The sequence below is a fragment of the Candidatus Pelagibacter sp. HIMB1715 genome, assembly GCF_052047595.1.
In the GTDB taxonomy this organism is placed as follows: domain Bacteria; phylum Pseudomonadota; class Alphaproteobacteria; order Pelagibacterales; family Pelagibacteraceae; genus Pelagibacter.
This window is the reverse complement of sequence record NZ_JBNAJY010000004.1, coordinates 42,080-59,983: the sequence shown is the minus strand read 5'-3', so window position 1 is coordinate 59,983 and position 17,904 is coordinate 42,080. Positions and strand designations below refer to the sequence as shown.

Genomic DNA, 17,904 nt, shown 5'->3' with positions numbered 1-17,904 from the left:
ATTGGAATAATTATTTCACAATTTTTAGAAAGAAAAAAGAAAAATTAATGATTTATTGAAGATGAAAAGTTCCAAGCACAATCAAAACTTGGTATATAAACTCTAGATAATTTAGCATTACCAAAATTTTGATTAAAGACATTTAACCAACTATCAACTTGCTTAGGTTTTTTATCCTGACTACCAACTTGAGCTGTAATTACACCTTTTGGTTTTAATATTCTCACCAAAGAGTCCATATTTTTTGCTGCAAGATCTATGCAAAACTGGTCATCATTAAGATCAACAAAAATATGATCGTAAGTATCATCAGCTACTGATTTAATACTTTCAAATGCATCTCCCCAGACACATTTAACTGAATTTTTTTCGGTAGCTTTTTTTCCAATATCACCAAGATGTTTATTGCAAACATCTACAACTTCTGGATCTAACTCATACCAATCAATAAAATTAAAATTTTTAGAAATACATTCTCTTGCAACTCCACCATCTCCACCTCCAATGATAGCTGCTCTTTCATTATCTTTATTTAAATTTAAACCTGAACCAACAAATGTAGAACTATATAAATGTTCATCGGTTGCAGCAACTTGAATTTCACCATCTATAAATAATGATTTTCCAAACTGCTCAAGATCCAAAATTTCAATATGTTGACCTACTTTAGATTTAAAATCTTCTAAAACATCATTTACAACATAAGATTTTTGTAAACCCGGAGAGCTATAAATGTCATGATAAAGTGATTTTGTATCTCTATTGAATTCTTTTTTAACAATTCTTGTATATTCAAATTCTTTTTTAATTATATCTATTGCAATTGACGGACTTACTTTCCCACAAGTAAAAAAATCAAAACTAATAATTCCTTTTTCAGGAAATGTATGAAAACTAATATGGCTTTCTGCTAAAAGAGCCAATATTGTAAAACCTTGAGGTTCAAATTTATATTTAGAAATATTTAATATTGTTACTTTTGCAGCTTTAGCAATTTCATGAATTACTTTTTCATAAACAGAAGGATCGTATTCTTTTGTAGTTCCAATGATGTCTAGAGTTATATGTTCTCCAACTTTGGTCATTAGCTATCCTTTTTATAATTTTTAGCTTTGGATAAAACTTTATTCATTTCTGCTATAGAAAGAATTCGAGGCTTACCCAATTTCAGGCTCGTTATATACTGAAGCGATATATTTTCAACCTCTTCAGCTAACTCAAAAGCTTTTGGTAAATTATCTTCAAATGCAATCTGACCGTGATTTGCAATTAAACAGGCTTTTCTACCTTTTAGAGCTCTCAAAATATTTTTAGATAATTCTCTTGTTCCAAAGGTTGCATATTTTGCACATTTAATGTCATGGCCACCAGCCATTGCAACCATATAATGAAAAGAAGGGATTCCTTTATTATGAGTAGATACTGCAGTTGCATTTGTTGAATGAGCATGAACAATCGCTTTAGCTTCTTTTTTATTTTTATAAATATCTTGATGAAATTTCCATTCTGAAGATGGAATACCTTTTTTCTTGTCAAACTCACCATCTAATGAAACGAAAACTATATCTTTATTTTTTAAAGTTGAGTATTTTTTTCCAGACGGCGTAATTAAAAAACCATTTTTATACCTTACTGAAATATTCCCAGATCTTAAAGCTGATAATTTTTTTGTATTCAACATTTTTGAATATCGAATAATTTCAGAACTTAAATTTTTCATTTGAATAAGTTTTTTAGTCCATTGGTGGAAGCTTCACATACTCCTCTCTCAGTAATTAATCCACTTACATATTTTGCAGGAGTTACATCAAAAGCTAAATTCATTGCTTTACTTTTCTTTGGGTAAATCAAAACTTTTTTAACTTCATTGTTTTCATCAATACCCTCTACATGAGATAATTCCTCAGAGTTTCTTTCCTCAATTGGAATGTCTTTTGCATCTTTAATATTCCAATCAATAGTTGAACTTGGGAGTGCAACATAAAAAGGAACTTTATTATCATGTGCAGCTAAAGCTTTTAGATAAGTTCCAATTTTATTACACACGTCCCCATTTGATAAAGTTCTATCTGTTCCAACAATACACATGTCAACTTCGCCTCTTTGCATTAAAATACCACCAGTATTATCAGCTATAATTGTATTTGGAATTTCTTCCTCATTTAACTCATATGAAGTTAAATTTGCACCTTGGTTCCTTGGTCTTGTTTCATCTACCCATACATGAACCGGAATTCCTTTTTTGTGAGCATGATAAATCGGTGAAGTTGCTGTACCCCAATTAATTGTTGCTAACCAACCTGCATTACAATGAGTTAAAATATTTACTGTATTTTTTTTGTTATTGTAGATTTCCTCTATTATTTTTAATCCATTAATGCCTATATCCTCACAAAACCTCTCATCCTCATCACAAATTTCTTTAGCTTCTTTTAAAGCTATATCTAAAATTTGATCACTATTGATGCCAGATAATTTTTTCATCATACGATCAACTGCCCATTTTAAATTTATAGCAGTAGGTCTTGATTGAATTAACTCTTCTGAACATTTGTTTATAAATTCTTGAGAGTTGTTCTCATGAATAGCCAAAACTATTCCGTAAGCAGCTGTTGCCCCAATTAAAGGAGCACCTCTAACTTCCATAACTTTGATTGCATTTATTGCATCTTTTACTGATTTAAGATCTTTTATTATAAATTGATGAGGAAGTTTTGTTTGATCAATAATTTTTACTATATTATCTTCATACCATATTGTTCGATACTCTTTTCCTTGAATTATCATTTATTCAAAACTCTACCAGCAACGGTTTTTAACTTATCAATTGTTTTTTGGGTTCGTTTTTCTGGAGCAGTAATAATTGCTACATCTAAGCAATTATTAGTTGGATCATTTGGATCTATATGATCTTCAAAATTCTCAATTAAATTTTTAATCATCACTTTTGCTTTTTCAGCATTTCCTAACAAAACTTTTATTACTTGTTGAACATCAACGTTTTCATGATCTGGGTGCCAACAATCAAAATCTGTAACCATTGAAACTGATGCATACCTAATTTCTGCCTCTCTTGCGAGTTTTGCTTCAGGCATATTGGTCATACCAATTACATCTGCTTTCCAAGATCTATATAAATTAGATTCTGCTAATGTTGAAAATTGAGGACCCTCCATAACAACATAGGTTCCATTTCTTTGATATTCTATATTGGATTTTTTAATTGCATCTTCACAAGCATTCATTAGTCCATTGGATGTAGGATGTGCCATCGATACATGGGCAACGATTTCATCATCAAAAAAAGTTTTTACTCTTGCAAAAGTTCTATCAATAAACTGATCAACAATAACAAATTTTCCAGGTGGCAAATCTTCTTTCAAAGATCCTACGGCTGAAACTGAAACAATATCAGTAACACCTAACTGTTTTAACGCATCGATATTTGCTCTAAAATTTATATTAGAAGGAGAAACAAAATGCCCTCTCCCATGTCTTGGCAAAAAATAAACTTCTTTATTATTGTAATTGGTTTTTAATATTTGATCAGATGGTTTGCCCCAAGGTGTATCAATTTGTAATAATTCTCTGTCAGTAAATTCTTCAACATCATAAAGACCACTTCCACCAATTATTGCTAATTTATTTGTTGTCATAATTTAAAATATATTTATTTATAATTGAGTATTATGAATTTAAAAGATCATATTAGATCAATTCCTGATTATCCTAAAAAAGGTATTCTATTTAGGGATATAACTACTCTAATTAAAAACGAGGAAGCTTTTGCTGAAACGATTAATCAAATTATTGAGAGATCAAAAAAATACAAAATTGATAAAATTGCTGCAATAGAATCAAGAGGTTTTGTGTTTGCTTCTGCAGTTTCTTATATACTTAAAAAACCTTTTATAATGTTGAGAAAAAAAAATAAATTACCAGCTGAAGTACATTCTGTAGATTTTGAATTAGAGTATGGTACTGCAACTATTGAGGTTCACAAAGACTCTATTTTAAAAGATGAATCTGTTTTAATAATTGATGACTTAATTGCAACAGGTGGTACCGCAGAAGCTGCTGCTAAATTGGTTGAAATATGTGATGCAAAAGTAGCTGCATTTGTTTTTGTTATTAATTTATTTGATTTAGGTGGTTCTGATAATTTAGTTAAGAGTAATTACAAAGTTGAAAATTTAATTGATTTTCCAGGTCATTAATTGGTAGCGGGAAGTGGGATCGAACCACTGACCTCGGGCTTATGAGTCCCGCGCTCTAACCAACTGAGCTACCCCGCCATAAAAAAACATACTTTTATTATAAATCAATAATTTTTCAATAAACTTTTAATCTAAACCAAAACTAATTATTTTTAAAATTAGTTTGTTTTAATGGTTTAAAGATAATTTCTGCTGGATATTTAACTTTTTCAATTTCTATTGAAATATTGCCATTTAAAAGTTCATTATCTGAATAATCGTTATTTATATAACCAAATGCTAAATTTTTTTTAAAGTTAAAAGAATAATTACCTGATGTAGTTCTTCCAACTATTACATTATCTTTATAAATTGGTTCATCATGAAGTAGAAGAGGTTTTCCAGGTTCATTATTTTTAAGAACAAACATAGCAAATTTCTTATCAATTTTTTTATCTTTTATTTTTTCCAAAGCTTCTCTACCAATAAAATTAAAGTCTTTCTTGTAGCTAATAGTAAAGTTAAGACCTGCCTGGTATTGGTTTTCTTCCGGTGAAATATCATGGCCCCAATGTAAAAAACCACTTTCCATTCTCATAGTATCTAACGCATGCATTCCACAATTAGATAAATTGTATTTTTTACCTTTTTCTATTAATTTCTCATATATATTTTTAGACTCAGAATTTTTAACATAAAGCTCATAACCTAACTCTCCAACGTAAGATAATCTTTGAGACCATATTTTAGTTCCATCAATTTCTATATATTTTGAATTCGCAAACTTGAAATTTTCATTGCTAAAATCATCTGAACTTAAATCTTGCATTAACAGTCTACTCTTTGGCCCAAATATTCCTAACACACAATAATCATCAGTAACGTCAGTTAACTCAACATCATCCGACAAATGCTTTTTAATATGAAATTTATCTCTTTCTCTTGTTGCTGCAGAACTAATTATTCTAAAATGATTTTGATCAATACAAACTACTGTAAGATCTGTTTCAATTCCTCAATCTTTATTAAGCATATGTGTATAAGTACATTTTCCAGGTTCTTGCTTTATATTTGATGTACAAATTCTCTGAAGATTTTCATGAGCTTTTTCAGATTTAATTTCGAATTTAGAAAATGGAGATAAATCATATAATCCAACATTTGTAAGTGTGTTGTTGGTTTCGTATTCAACTGATGGGTACCAATTTTGAAAGTTATAACTGTATTCATACTCAGCTTTTTCTCCATCAAGAGCAAACCACATTGGTCTTTCGTATCCAGCTGAAACTCCAAAGCATGCACCAAAACTTTTTAATTCATTGTGGTATGGTAATTTTTTTACATTTCTTGATGTTTTATGTTGTTTGTAAGGCCAATGCATTCCATACAAATCCCCGAGTGACTCAGTAATACGATCTTTAATAAAACCTAATTCTGAATGAAACTTTTGAAATCTCTTAATATCATAATTAAAAATATCTTCGTTAATATGGCCAGTCATTAACCATTCAGCAGTTACTTTTCCAACTCCACCTCCACTACCAATGCCAATGCTATTCAAACCACAACTAACAAATAAATTTTTAACTTCAGGAACTTCGCCTAATAAAGAATTGGTATCAGGTGTAAAAGATTCTGGTCCTGAAAAAAACTTTCTAATTCCAGCTTGTTCTAAAACTGGAAACCGTTTCATAGATTTTTCTAAATAAGGTTCAAAATGATCAAAATTTTCTGGAAATTCACCAAATGAAAAATCTTCTGGAACTTTATTAGTATCTTTAAATGCTGGAATTGATTTACCCTCAAATATTCCAATTAAAAGTTTTCCAGCATCTTCTTTAATATATGTGCTGCTGTCAAAATCTCTTATAACAGGTAATGTTGGTGAAAGATTTTCAATTGGTTCTGTAATTACATAAAAATGTTCTGCAGGATACAAAGGAATACTAACTCCTATTTTTTCTCCAATTTGTCTCGACCACATACCTGTTGCAAGAACTACATATTCACATTCAATATCTTGCCCATTAACTCTAACACCACTAACTCTACCATTTCTAGTTAATATTGTTTCAACAGGTGATTGCTCAAATATTTTTGCTCCTCCTAATCTTGCACCTTTCGCCAACATGTGTGTAACACCACTTGGATCAGCAGCACCGTCACCTGGCATTAATACTCCACCTTTTAAATCTTCTGTGTACATTATTGGATAATTTTTCTTAATTTGATCTTTGTCTAAAATCTTAATATCAACATCATACAATTGAGCTGTAGTTGCCTGTCTTTGAAGCTCTTGCCATCTAGCATCTGTTTGAGCAATAGATAAGGCTCCATTAATTCTTAAACCAGCTGAGTGATCAACTTTCTTTTCTAATTTTTTATAAAGATCTAAAGTATATTTTCTGATTTTTGTAACGGCTGCTGTAGGTCCTAACTGACTAACTAATCCTGCTGCATGCCAAGTTGTTCCAGATGTTAATTGATCTCTTTCTAAAAGAACAACATCTTTCCAACCGAATTTTGTTAAGTGATAAGCAACAGAACAACCTATAACCCCACCTCCAACAACAACTACCTTTGTGCTAGAAGGATACTTTTTTTCCATTACTAATGTTTGACAGCTTCTCCTGGATCTACAAAGTTGTGACCAAATACATCTGCAACTGCCTTATAAGTAACCATTCCTTTATGAACATTTAATCCAGCTAAAAAGTTTTTATCTTCACTTAATGCTTTTTGATAACCATTGTTAGCAAGTTTAACCAGATAAGGTAACGTTGCATTATTTAATGCTAAAGTAGAAGTTCTAGGAACTCCACCCGGCATATTAGCCACACAATAATGAACAACATCATCAACGATATAAGTTGGTTCACCGTGAGTAGTTGGTTTACTTGTTTCAACACATCCACCTTGATCAATTGCAACATCAACTATAACGGAACCTCTTTTCATACTTTTAATCATATCTTTAGTAACTAATTTTGGGGCTTCTGCACCTGGAATTAAAACTCCTCCAACTAATAAGTCTGCTTCAGAAACTAATTTTGGAAGATCAATTTTATCACTTTGCTCTGGAATAATTTTATCACCAAACATCTCTACTAATTGTTTTAATCTAGCTTCTGATTTATCAACTATATGAACTTTAGCTTGCATGCCTGTTGCAATTACTGCAGCGTTTTCACCTACAACACCACCACCTAAAATAACTACAGTTCCACCAGTTACACCTGGAGCACCACCTAACAAAAGGCCTCTTCCGTTTTGATTTTTCTCCAAACAATGTGCTCCTGCTTGCACCGACATTCTGCCAGCAACTGCACTCATTGGAGCTAATAATGGCAATCTTCCGTTATCATCTGTTACTGTTTCGTAAGCTATATTAACACTTTTTGATTTAATTAACCCTTCAGTCAATTCTCTCGCTGCTGCTAAGTGAAGATATGTGTATACAATTTGATTTTCTCTAATCATATCAACCTCAACTTTTTGAGGCTCTTTAACTTTAACAATTATATCTGCATCATTAAAAATATCTGCTGCAGTGCTAGCTATTTTTGCACCTGCATTTGTATATTGATCATTTTCAAATCCAGCTTCAAAACCACCATTGTTTTCAACAATAACTTCGTGACCTTCAGAAACTAAAGTTTTAACACTATCTGGTGTTAGCCCTATTCTATTTTCTTGAGGTTTTATCTCCTTAGGTACGCCTATCTTCATAAGCACTCTCCATGTCTTTAAAAAACTAATTAGTTCTTTTGGTTTTTTTGATAGTTCGTAATACCTGTTCTAAGTTTATCAATGATCTCATCTATATGTTTTTCTTCACATATAAATTGAGGAGCGATAATTAAACAGTCACCAGTTGCTTTGAAGTTAACTCCTGCTTCATAACAAGCTTTAAAACATTCATAACCTGCTTTACCTGGTTTAGTATTCATTTTCATATCAATACCTCCCATCATTCCATAACCTCTTATGTTCTCAACAGACTCTAAGTCTTGAAGAGAAAATAATCCTTTTTGGAAATAAGGTGCTAAATTTTTTGCTCTATTAAAGATATCTTCTTTTTCAAAAATATCTTGAACAGCTAAACCTGCTGCTACTGCAACTGGAATTCCTGAATAAGTGTAACCATGAAATAATTCAACAGATCCCATTGGAGAGGCATCCATTACCGCATCATAAATTTCATCTTTACATGCAACCACACCCATTGGAACAACACCATTAGTTGTTGCTTTAGCCATAGTCATTAGATCTGGAGTAACTCCAAATTCATGACTTGCAAAAGAAGAACCTGTTCTTCCCCAACCTGTGATTACTTCATCAAATATTAAAAGAATTCCATGCTTGTCACAAATTTCTCTTAATCTTTGTAAATATCCTTTTGGTGGAACTAAAGTTCCAGTAGATCCAGCGATTGGTTCTACGATACAAGCTGCAATATTTTCTGGTCCAAAGTTACTTGCAATTCTCTCTAAATCATCTGCAAGATCTCCTCCTGTTTCTGGTTGACCACTAACAAATTTATGTTCCGGTAAATGTGTATGTCTCATGTGTTGAACACCTGGCATCAAGATACTTGCAAATGTTTTAACATTATTGATCATTCCACCAACTGAAACACATCCAATATTCATCCCGTGATAACCTCTTTCACGTCCTACAAATCTAAATCTATGAGCGTTTCCTTTTGCTCTGTGATAAGCAATTGCAATTTTAATTGCAGTCTCAACAGCAGTTGAACCACAAATAGTAAAAAACATTTTGTTTAAATCACCTGGAGTATGTTTTGAAATCTTTGTTGCTAATTCAAATGAGCCACCAAAACCTTGTTGAAATGGTTGTGCGTAGTCTAATGTCTCTAATTGTTTGGTAACTGCTTCTGTAATTTCTCTTCTTCCATGTCCTAACGGATTACAAAACAATCCTGAGCTCGCATCAATTTGTGTTTTTCCATGGTGAGTTTTTAAATAAACTCCTTTTGCTTCAGTAATTAATCTTGGGTTTGCTTTAAAGTCTTTATTCGATGTAAAAGGCATCCAATGTTCATTTAATGAATTTGGAACTGAAGTTCTTGTCTCTGAGCTCATAAATTTTTTTCTCTCTTTAATAACTGTTATTAATATTTCCAACTATTAGACTAAATCAATTAGTTTGCTAGAAATATTTTGACCACCCAAAATGATGCGTCATATGTATACAACTTTTAATTGAACGTATCTTTTTGTTTTACAACCACCCAAAATTGAATTTAAATAAGGATAATTTAATTAAATTAACATAGGGGAATAAATGAAAAAAATACTAAGTTTTATTCTAGGATCTATTTTTGCTCTTAACCTTTCAATTTCAGTTGCAAATTCTGCCGCTACTGAAGTTAGAGTTGCATACTTTCTAGAATGGCCAAGTCCAAATCTAGAGGACATGCAGAAGAAAAATTTTGCAAAAGCTCTTGGTGTACCAGTTAAGTGGACAAACTTCACTAACGGTGGAGCTATGACTGATGCAATGTTAGCAGGAGATATTGATATTTCTTACTCACAAGGTTTAGTACCTTTCATCAACGCTGTAAAATCTAATGCGCCAATCAAATTAGTTGATATCGCAATGGAATACGGAATGGGTGGAACTACTTGTGTAACATCAAATGCATCTGGAATTACAAAAGCTAACGCTACTGAATTAGAAGGTAAAAAAGTTGCTGTTCCACTAGGAACAATGGCTGAATACGTTTTTGATGAAAGTATGAAAGTTGTTGGTGCTGACAGAGGTAAAATGGATATCATTCAAATGGACCCTGAAGAAGGTGCTGCTGCATTAGTAAGCGGTGATGTTGTAATGGCATGTTTATTTGGTGGTAACTCTATTAAAGCAGCAACTGCAGTTGGTTCAAGATTATTAACTGTAGATGAAGCAAGAGCTGCTGGTATCTTAGGTATAGATATCACATCTGTTACAGATAAATTCATGAAAGAAAATCCAGGAATGTTAAGAACTTTCATCGAAGTAACTCACGAAGCAAACGACAGATACAGATCAGGTAAATCTGATATGAATTCTATGGCAAAAGCTTCTGAAATGAAAGTTGCTGATATGAAAGAAACTTTAAGTGGATTTAAATTCTTAACTCCAGAAGAAACTAAAGCTTCTATGGAGAGCGGAAACTTAGATGGTTTCTTAAAAGGAATGGGAACTCCATCTGGTAACGTAGACACAAGTTTCTTACCTTTATAATTTTAAAGGTTTAAAACTTTTTAAATAGGCACTGATTTAAAAATTAGTGCCTATTTTTTTTAAAAAATTTCTAATATAAGGGCGCTATGAGTGATCTTGTTTCTCAAAATTTAAATATGATTTTTAAAACTCCAAAAGGAGAAACAGTTCATGCATTAAAAGATGTTAGTTTTACTCTAAAAAAAGGTGAGTTACTTACTGTTCTTGGCCCATCTGGTTGTGGAAAAACAACTTTATTAAATATTACTGCAGGATTTTTAAGACCTACTTCAGGAAAAATTACTTTAAACAACAACGAAATAGATGGACCTGGTGTTGAACGAGGAATGGTGTTTCAACAAGGTGCTTTATTTGAATGGTTAACAGTCGCTGAAAACGTAAACTTTGGTCTTCGTATGAAAAGTGAGGATCCAGAGGTAACAGCAAAAAAAGTTGAAGAATGGTTAGATATAGTTGGGTTAAAAGGATTTGGTAACACTCCTACTTATCAATTGTCAGGTGGTATGCAGCAAAGAGTTGCTCTTGCAAGATGTTTGATCAATGATCCTGATTTAATTTTAATGGATGAGCCATTAGGTGCCTTAGATGCATTAACAAGAGAAAAGATGCAGTCTTTAGTTTTAAAAATTTGGAAAGAAACTGGAAAAACAATTATTTTAATTACTCACTCTGTTGAAGAAGCTCTTTTGCTTGGTGAAAGATTATATGTAATGGCACCAAGGCCAGGAAGAATACATAAAGAGTACAATCTTCCATTTGCTGAAATGGGTCTTACTCAAGATTTAAGAGAAATTAAAAAAAATAAAGAATTTTCATCTACTAGAGAAGAAATTTTATCCATGATCTGGAATATGGAAGAAGAGATAATGGGGAAAGATAATTAATGTTAACCCAATTTGTAACAATACTAATTATCGTTTCAGTTATTGGATGTATTCTTTATGGAAGAAGATTAATCAGAACTGAAAAAGTAGATGCTGTTTTTGGAAATCCAGAAAGAGCTAAAGGTGGAACGCACTGGGTAATTGTTGGTAGTAGTGCAATCCTAATGCTATGGCTTTATTATTCATGGGATATTGCAAAAGGCTTTTATCCAAAATCAGCAAATGAACTATGTCAGGTTGCTAAAATTAATGAGTCCTTATTAGGTTTAAAATATCAATTCCCTATTGAAGAAAGAGAGTTCAAAAGTACATCCATTATTAAAATTGAAAATAAAAATCTTACAAAAATTGCAAATGAAATAAATGGATCTCCAGATCTAAATGATCAACAAAAAACAATTCTTGTAAGCTACATTGATAGAACTTCTAAATTAATTCCATTGTTAACAAGTGAAGAGTTAATGGAAATGGATACCAAAATTAAACTTCAAGAAATAACAGAAGAAATAAAACTTCTAAGCTCAAACTTCCAAAAGAAAGATTATCCTTTTGAGACAGATGCTCAAAAAACTGAAAGGCAAAAACTTATTGATGAACAAGGTGGATGGGGAATTACCACAATAGACTCTGGAAGTGGTTCTATTGAAAATACTATTGAAATACCAACCGCCCCTCAAACTAATAAGGGTTTAAAATTTCATGCGGCTGCAGCAGAATTAAAAAAAATTGATGACAAATTTTTTAAATTAAAAAATCATAATCCACCTTTCAAAAGCTCAATTAAACAACTTAAAGATGACATTAAAGCTTACAGAAAAGGTTTAGATGACAATGAAGAGTTAGCATCTGACTATGCAAAAAATATAGTTAAAATTGCAAGAAGAATAGAATTTGCAAGTATCTACCCTCCTAATGCATTAAATGAAATGCAAGCAGCAATCATAGAATTTGATGAGTTACAAAATAAAGAACAAGCTGGATTAAGATTAATCGATATACTTTTATTTCCTGCTGGAACAATTGTAGCAAGTGGACCTACTTGTTCGGAGCAAGGTTCTGGTAGATGGTTACCTAAACCATCTGATACATTTAATAAGTTTGTATTGATGTCTAAACCAAGTGTTGGATACAAAAATGTTCCTCTTTTATGGATTGAAATGGTTGATGTAAGTAAAATGATTGGCTTCGTTTTACCAGATTGGATAGCTGATATTTTGCCTGGTGATTATCCGGTTCATACAAAAGATGGAATAGTTAAAGAAAACTTTAAAAGCAATGTTTTAAAAGTTGTTACTGGTGACTTTAAATTATTCAAAGTTCCTGTTCCATACGGACATATCTGGGACTCTTTTATGAGGGTATTTTTAGGATTAGTATTTGGAATTATCATTGGTGTTCCATTAGGATTATTTATGGGTCTAAACAGATTTGCAAAAGGTTTCTTTGATCCATTAATTGAACTTTATAGACCTGTTCCCCCTCTTGCTTGGGCTCCGTTAATTATTTCTGTACTTGGAATTGATAACTCTGGAAAAATATTTTTATTATTTATGGTCTCTTTATCTATTATGATTATTTCAGCAAGAGCTGGAGCATCAGGAACTCAATTATCAAAAATTCATGCTGCTCACTCATTAGGAGCTACAAAAAAACAAATATTACGATATGTAATTTTCCCAAATTCTCTCCCAGAAATTTTAACCGGAATAAGAGTTGCTGTTGGAATGTGTTGGGGAACATTGGTTGCAGCAGAATTTTTAGCTGGAACAACTGGTATTGGTTTTGTTGAAAACGTTGCTAAAAAATACTTCCAGTATGAAGTTATTTGGATAACGATATTTATTATGGGTCTTCTTGGTTTATTATTCGATGTAACTCTAAGAAAAATAATCGATAAAACTATACCTTGGAGAGGTAAAGGTTAATTAACTTTAATTTTAAAGTTAGACTTTTTTAATAAAACTTATTGCAGCACCAACAGTAGTTAAAAATCCAGCTAATGGCAAAATTGCAACTGCATATTTTTTAGGCATATAATTAGGTTTGAACTCAATACCCTGCATACTAATTTCAAAATACCACATTTCCCAATACTTTCCTCTCATACCTTCTACAAGTTCAATTCCATATATCATTAAGACGATACCAATTATCATAATCATAACTTTCCAGAACTGACGAATGTATAAGGAAACTCTCTCAGGTAATTTTTCATATATTAAATTTAAAGCCACATGTTCATTGTCTCTAGCTGTCAAAGAAAGAGCTATAAACATCAACCAAATATTACTTAATACTGTTAGTAAATCTCCCCAAACAGGCGGATTATTAAAAACATATCTCATCGTAACATTATAAAGAGTGAAACCAACCATTGCTGCTAAAAATATTGAGCACATAGCTTCAAGCACCCTATGAACAAAACGATCAATACTATTCAAAAATTTCATCATTAATTACTCAATAGATTAGGAAGAAACATTGTTAATTCTGGAACAACTAAGATAAAAAATAATAGTAAAAATAGTCCAACCAGGTAAGGAATTAAAGCAACAGCTACTTTTTCTAAACGAACTTGTGCAATTGTTGCAGATGTAAAGTACGCAACGCCAACTGGTGGTGTCACTGAACCAATTAAAAAACCTACTATCACAACGATTGCAGCTTGCACCTCTGGAAAACCTGCTTGAGACATAACATTCACAAGTACTGGACCAACAATAATAATGTTTACTGCTGAGTCCATCACAGTTCCAAGAAGAAATATAAATAATATTAATGCTAAAATAAATAATATTGGAGAATCTGCTAAACCTAAAAGCCAAGTTTCAAGATCACCAATTGCTCCAAGAGAAGTAAGCAACCAACTAAAAGGTCCTGAAGCAGCTATGATAATAAAAACCATTGCTGAATTACGGAATGCTCTACGAAAAGCACCTGTGCAATCTTTCCATTTGATAGTTCGGTATACAAATACGCCTGTAAACAATGCAACTAAAGCAGTGATAGCACCTGCCTCAACAACAGATGCGACACCTCCCATTACTGAACCTACCAATACCAAAGGTATTAATAGAGCAAATGAAGAACGATACAATTCTTTACCAGCTCGACGAACTGAGAACGGCTGATCACTACGCTCGAAATTGTATTTAACTGCAAAGTAATGATTGATTACCATTATAACAACACCAATCAAAATACCTGGAACAATCCCAGCTGCAAATAAAGATGCAATTGAAATTTCAGTTGCGTTAGCAAGAACGATCATCATGATACTAGGTGGAATAATTCCTCCTATTGTCGAACTTACACCTGTGACCGCAGCTGAAAATGCAGCAGGATAGCCAGCTTTCTTCATAGCTGGTAAAACTAACGCTCCAACGGTTGCTGTATCTGCTACAACAGAACCATTCATGCCTGCAAAAAACATACTCACAAGAACATTTACTTGAGCCAACCCTCCTCTTATACGTCCAATTAATGCTCTACTTAAAGCAACTAAACGGTCAGTAATTGTTGCGCTTGTCATCAGCTCACCTGTTAACATAAAGAATGCAATGGCGGTCAATGGAACCGAGTCTATAGCGGTAAACATTTGACTAGGAATTAAAACAAGAGGAACAGCATCTGTTAATAGAATATAAACAAATGGTATCAGTATTAAAATAAAACCAATTGGAGCTCCTAATAAAATTAGCAAAAGGAGTACTACAAGTAAAATAATACTTTCCATAGATATTTATAAGTTATGATTATTTTTAGGTAAAGACCATCTAATTCTAAAATAGAACTAAATGGTCTTCACAAAGTTTTAATTAATGAATTATAGAGCTCCAGCTGCTTCTAACTGAGCTACAAATCCATCCATACCTTGTTCTAGAAGTACTCTTTTAGCTACTTCTGGTTCAAAAGTACCCTTAGCATCTAACCAAGCACCGATTGCACCAGCTCTCCACTTAGTCATTTCTGCTTCTGTTGGAACATACCACTCTTTAGCAGATGCTTTAATTGCATCTTCACCATTTTTAATCCAAGCGTTATCCAACTCGTTTACTTTTTCTCCATAAGCATCAGCTGCCTCATGTAACCATTTTCTTTGTTGGTCAGACAATGCATTGTACTGTTTAGCATCCATCGCTAAAATATTTCCAGACCACATTCCTCCGATCTCAGTGAAATATTTTGCAACTTCATGAAGTTTTGCTACATGCTGCCATGGACTAGCAACATATTGACCTTCAACTACACCTGATTGAAGACCTTGATATAATTGACTCCAGTCATAAGGTGTTGGTGTTGCACCCCAATTTTTAACTAGCATGAACTCAACTGGACTTTTAGTAGTTCTCCATTTAAGTCCTTTCATATCATCTGGTTCGTGAACAGGTTTTGTTGCATTTCCAAGCTGTCTAAATCCTCCACTTGAATATACAGAAAGGCAAATGTGACCAGCATTTTCAAGAGCTAGTTTACACTGTCTTTCAGCTAACCATTCATCTGATATTCTTTTAGCGTCCTCTAATGATTTGAAAATAAAAGGCAAATCGAAAATTGCTAATTCAGGCCCAAAGTTACCATAGTTTGCAGTAGAACTAGTCCACAAAGCTATAAGCCCTTGGTTAGCTTGTTCACCACATTTTTGTTCTGCGCATAAGCTTCTTTGATAATGAGGTTCAATTTTCATTTTACCCCCAGATGCTTTCTCCATAGCTGGTATTAAAGCCTGATCTATTGCGTCACCAATTGGCATACCCAATCTACCAGTAGTTCCAAGCTTAAGAGTTATTTCTGCATAAGCAGCTTGTGCAAAGAAAATAATTGCAACCACTTTAATAAGTGTCTTGCTTATTGTTTTAATAAACATTTTATTTATCTCCTCTTAGTTAGTTAAAGTATTAATTTAAATTAATTTTAGCCTAGTGAAGTTTACAACCGAAGTATACATAAAAAAAAAATTTTATTCAAAATGGGATTACAATCAAAAGTTGAATTAATAATTTAGAAGTTAATCTATTTATTTTAGTCTCAAGGTATTTTAGACTAAATTTCAGAAATAAAATAAATACAATGTATAGGAAAAATTTATGAGCTCAGGTAACAAATACAAAGTAATAGCCAGTAAAATTAAATTTGAAGGAAGAGCATTTATTAATGGAAAATATGTAAATGCTATTGATGGAAAAAAATTTGAAACAATAAATCCTGCAACTGGTAAAAAACTTTGTGCTGTTGCAAAATGTAATCATAAAGATGTTGATCTAGCAGTTAAAGTTTCAAGAAAAGCTTTTAACAGTGGAGTTTGGTCTAAAAGTTCTCCAGAACACAGGAAAGAAGTTTTATTAAAATTTGCTCAATTACTAAGAAAACATGGTGATGAAAATTCAGTTTTAGAATGTATAGACACAGGTAAACTTATTGCTGATTGTATTAATGAAGTCGCAAATGATGCTCCAATGCATTTTCAGTGGTATGGAGAATTAATTGATAAAGTTTTTGGAAAAGTTGGTCCAACGGAGCCATCTATCACTAGTCTAATTGTTAAAGAACCAATTGGTGTTGTTGCTGGAATTGTTCCTTGGAATTTTCCTTTAATGATGGCAGTATGGAAAATGGCCCCAGCACTTGCAGCGGGTTGTTCAGTAATAATTAAACCAGCGGAGGATACGCCGCTTACAGCTATTAGAGTTGCTCAAATTGCAAAAGAAGCCGGTGTACCGGATGGAGTTTTAAATGTGCTTCCAGGTTATGGTGATGTTGGTGAAGCTTTGGGTCGACACAAAGATGTTGATGCCGTTTCTTTTACAGGTTCAACTGAGGTTGGAGGATACTTTTTAAAATATGCAAGTGAAAGTAATTTAAAACCTGTTGCATTAGAGATGGGAGGAAAAAGTCCATTTATAGTATTAGAAGATGCTAAAATTACTGATGATTTAATAGATAATGCTATGAATTCTGCATTTTGGAATGGTGGACAAAACTGTTCAGCAAATATGAGACAGATAGTTCATAAAAAAGTTAAAGATGAATTTTTACATAAAGTTATTAAAAAAGTTAAAAAGTTAAAAGTTGGAGATCCATTAGATCTTAAATCGAATATGGGATCTATGATTTCGAAAGGTCATCTACAAACTGTTGATGGATACATTCAAACAGGTATTGATGAAGGGGCAAAACTTTTATCCGGAGGTGTTTCAAGCAAAAATCAAAAAGGTTTTTATGCAAAACCAACTTTATTTGATGGATTAAAGGAAAATATGACTATCGCTCAGGAAGAAATTTTTGGACCAGTGCTTGGAGTATTAACTGTAAAAAATGATGAAGAAGCTTTGAAAATTGCCAGTAATTCTAAATATGGGTTGCATGCAAGTGTGTTTACTCAAGACATAAACAGAGCATTTCATTTAGCTAAGAGCTTGCCCTGTGGAACTGTGTCAGTGAATACTTTTTCTGAGGGAGATATCAAAACACCTTTTGGTGGATATAAGCAATCGGGCTCCTTAAGTAGAGATCAAGGTACTGAAGCTTTGAATTCATTTCTTCAAACGAAAACAATCTGGATAAGTCATAGCTAA

Annotated in this window: 14 protein-coding genes, 1 tRNA gene and 1 pseudogene; 5 read left to right on the top strand and 11 right to left on the bottom strand. The window is 32.4% G+C overall.

What is annotated here, in order from left to right:
• Window positions 1-44: 44 nt before the first annotated feature.
• The 4 genes from speD to ACTTAY_RS01765 are packed head-to-tail and all read right to left on the bottom strand — an operon-like array spanning window position 45 to window position 3,656.
• Window positions 45-1,085: an adenosylmethionine decarboxylase gene (speD, locus tag ACTTAY_RS01780; RefSeq protein WP_440672146.1), complete on the bottom strand. Its 1,041-nt coding sequence runs from the start codon at window positions 1,083-1,085 to the stop codon at window positions 45-47.
• Window positions 1,085-1,720 (bottom strand): class II aldolase/adducin family protein, encoded by a 636-nt coding sequence (locus ACTTAY_RS01775; protein ID WP_440672145.1) that lies wholly within the window; start codon window positions 1,718-1,720, stop codon window positions 1,085-1,087. The genes speD and ACTTAY_RS01775 overlap by 1 nt, the downstream gene beginning before the upstream one ends.
• The gene (mtnA, locus tag ACTTAY_RS01770) at window positions 1,717-2,787 is read right to left on the bottom strand and encodes an S-methyl-5-thioribose-1-phosphate isomerase (RefSeq protein WP_440672144.1); all 1,071 of its coding nucleotides are present in this window, start codon (window positions 2,785-2,787) and stop codon (window positions 1,717-1,719) included. Before mtnA ends, ACTTAY_RS01775 begins: the two co-directional genes overlap by 4 nt.
• Window positions 2,784-3,656: an S-methyl-5'-thioadenosine phosphorylase gene (locus ACTTAY_RS01765; RefSeq protein ID WP_440672143.1), complete on the bottom strand. Its 873-nt coding sequence runs from the start codon at window positions 3,654-3,656 to the stop codon at window positions 2,784-2,786. Before ACTTAY_RS01765 ends, mtnA begins: the two co-directional genes overlap by 4 nt.
• A gap of 33 nt (window positions 3,657-3,689) precedes the next feature.
• Between ACTTAY_RS01765 and ACTTAY_RS01760 the strand changes: the two genes are divergently transcribed.
• Entirely contained in the window at window positions 3,690-4,217 is a 528-nt protein-coding gene (locus tag ACTTAY_RS01760) for an adenine phosphoribosyltransferase (RefSeq protein WP_440672142.1), read from the top strand.
• 1 nt (window position 4,218) lies between these two features.
• Here ACTTAY_RS01760 and ACTTAY_RS01755 read toward each other — a convergent pair.
• The 4 genes and pseudogenes from ACTTAY_RS01755 to ACTTAY_RS01740 form a co-directional block, all read right to left on the bottom strand.
• Window positions 4,219-4,295: transfer RNA gene (locus ACTTAY_RS01755), tRNA-Met, on the bottom strand.
• A gap of 64 nt (window positions 4,296-4,359) precedes the next feature.
• Window positions 4,360-6,804, bottom strand: a pseudogene (locus ACTTAY_RS01750) (GcvT family protein).
• A 2-nt stretch (window positions 6,805-6,806) separates the two neighbouring features.
• Window positions 6,807-7,925 carry an alanine dehydrogenase gene (gene ald / locus ACTTAY_RS01745; RefSeq protein ID WP_440672141.1) on the bottom strand — a complete coding sequence of 373 codons (1,119 nt, stop codon included), beginning with the start codon at window positions 7,923-7,925 and terminating at the stop codon, window positions 6,807-6,809.
• 29 nt (window positions 7,926-7,954) lie between these two features.
• Window positions 7,955-9,301 carry an aspartate aminotransferase family protein gene (locus ACTTAY_RS01740; RefSeq protein WP_075505902.1) on the bottom strand — a complete coding sequence of 449 codons (1,347 nt, stop codon included), beginning with the start codon at window positions 9,299-9,301 and terminating at the stop codon, window positions 7,955-7,957.
• Between the two features lie 202 nt (window positions 9,302-9,503).
• Here ACTTAY_RS01740 and ACTTAY_RS01735 point away from each other — a divergent pair, with 202 nt between their 5' ends.
• The 3 genes from ACTTAY_RS01735 to ACTTAY_RS01725 all read left to right on the top strand — a co-directional run bounded on the left by ACTTAY_RS01735 (window position 9,504) and on the right by ACTTAY_RS01725 (window position 13,254).
• The gene (locus tag ACTTAY_RS01735; RefSeq protein ID WP_440633514.1) at window positions 9,504-10,445 is read left to right on the top strand and encodes an ABC transporter substrate-binding protein; all 942 of its coding nucleotides are present in this window, start codon (window positions 9,504-9,506) and stop codon (window positions 10,443-10,445) included.
• A gap of 86 nt (window positions 10,446-10,531) precedes the next feature.
• Entirely contained in the window at window positions 10,532-11,329 is a 798-nt protein-coding gene (locus tag ACTTAY_RS01730) for an ATP-binding cassette domain-containing protein (RefSeq protein ID WP_179850418.1), read from the top strand.
• Window positions 11,329-13,254, top strand: coding sequence for an ABC transporter permease subunit (locus ACTTAY_RS01725; protein ID WP_440672140.1), 1,926 nt, complete (start codon window positions 11,329-11,331; stop codon window positions 13,252-13,254). The genes ACTTAY_RS01730 and ACTTAY_RS01725 overlap by 1 nt, the downstream gene beginning before the upstream one ends.
• A gap of 18 nt (window positions 13,255-13,272) precedes the next feature.
• On the opposite strand, the gene ACTTAY_RS01720 is transcribed toward ACTTAY_RS01725, so the two are convergent.
• The 3 genes from ACTTAY_RS01720 to ACTTAY_RS01710 form a co-directional block, all read right to left on the bottom strand.
• The gene (locus ACTTAY_RS01720; RefSeq protein ID WP_440672139.1) at window positions 13,273-13,779 is read right to left on the bottom strand and encodes a TRAP transporter small permease; all 507 of its coding nucleotides are present in this window, start codon (window positions 13,777-13,779) and stop codon (window positions 13,273-13,275) included.
• A gap of 2 nt (window positions 13,780-13,781) precedes the next feature.
• Window positions 13,782-15,065 (bottom strand): TRAP transporter large permease, encoded by a 1,284-nt coding sequence (locus ACTTAY_RS01715; RefSeq protein WP_440633518.1) that lies wholly within the window; start codon window positions 15,063-15,065, stop codon window positions 13,782-13,784.
• 90 nt (window positions 15,066-15,155) lie between these two features.
• Window positions 15,156-16,196 (bottom strand): TRAP transporter substrate-binding protein, encoded by a 1,041-nt coding sequence (locus ACTTAY_RS01710; protein WP_428079873.1) that lies wholly within the window; start codon window positions 16,194-16,196, stop codon window positions 15,156-15,158.
• 220 nt (window positions 16,197-16,416) lie between these two features.
• Here ACTTAY_RS01710 and ACTTAY_RS01705 point away from each other — a divergent pair, with 220 nt between their 5' ends.
• Window positions 16,417-17,904 (top strand): aldehyde dehydrogenase, encoded by a 1,488-nt coding sequence (locus ACTTAY_RS01705; protein ID WP_440672138.1) that lies wholly within the window; start codon window positions 16,417-16,419, stop codon window positions 17,902-17,904.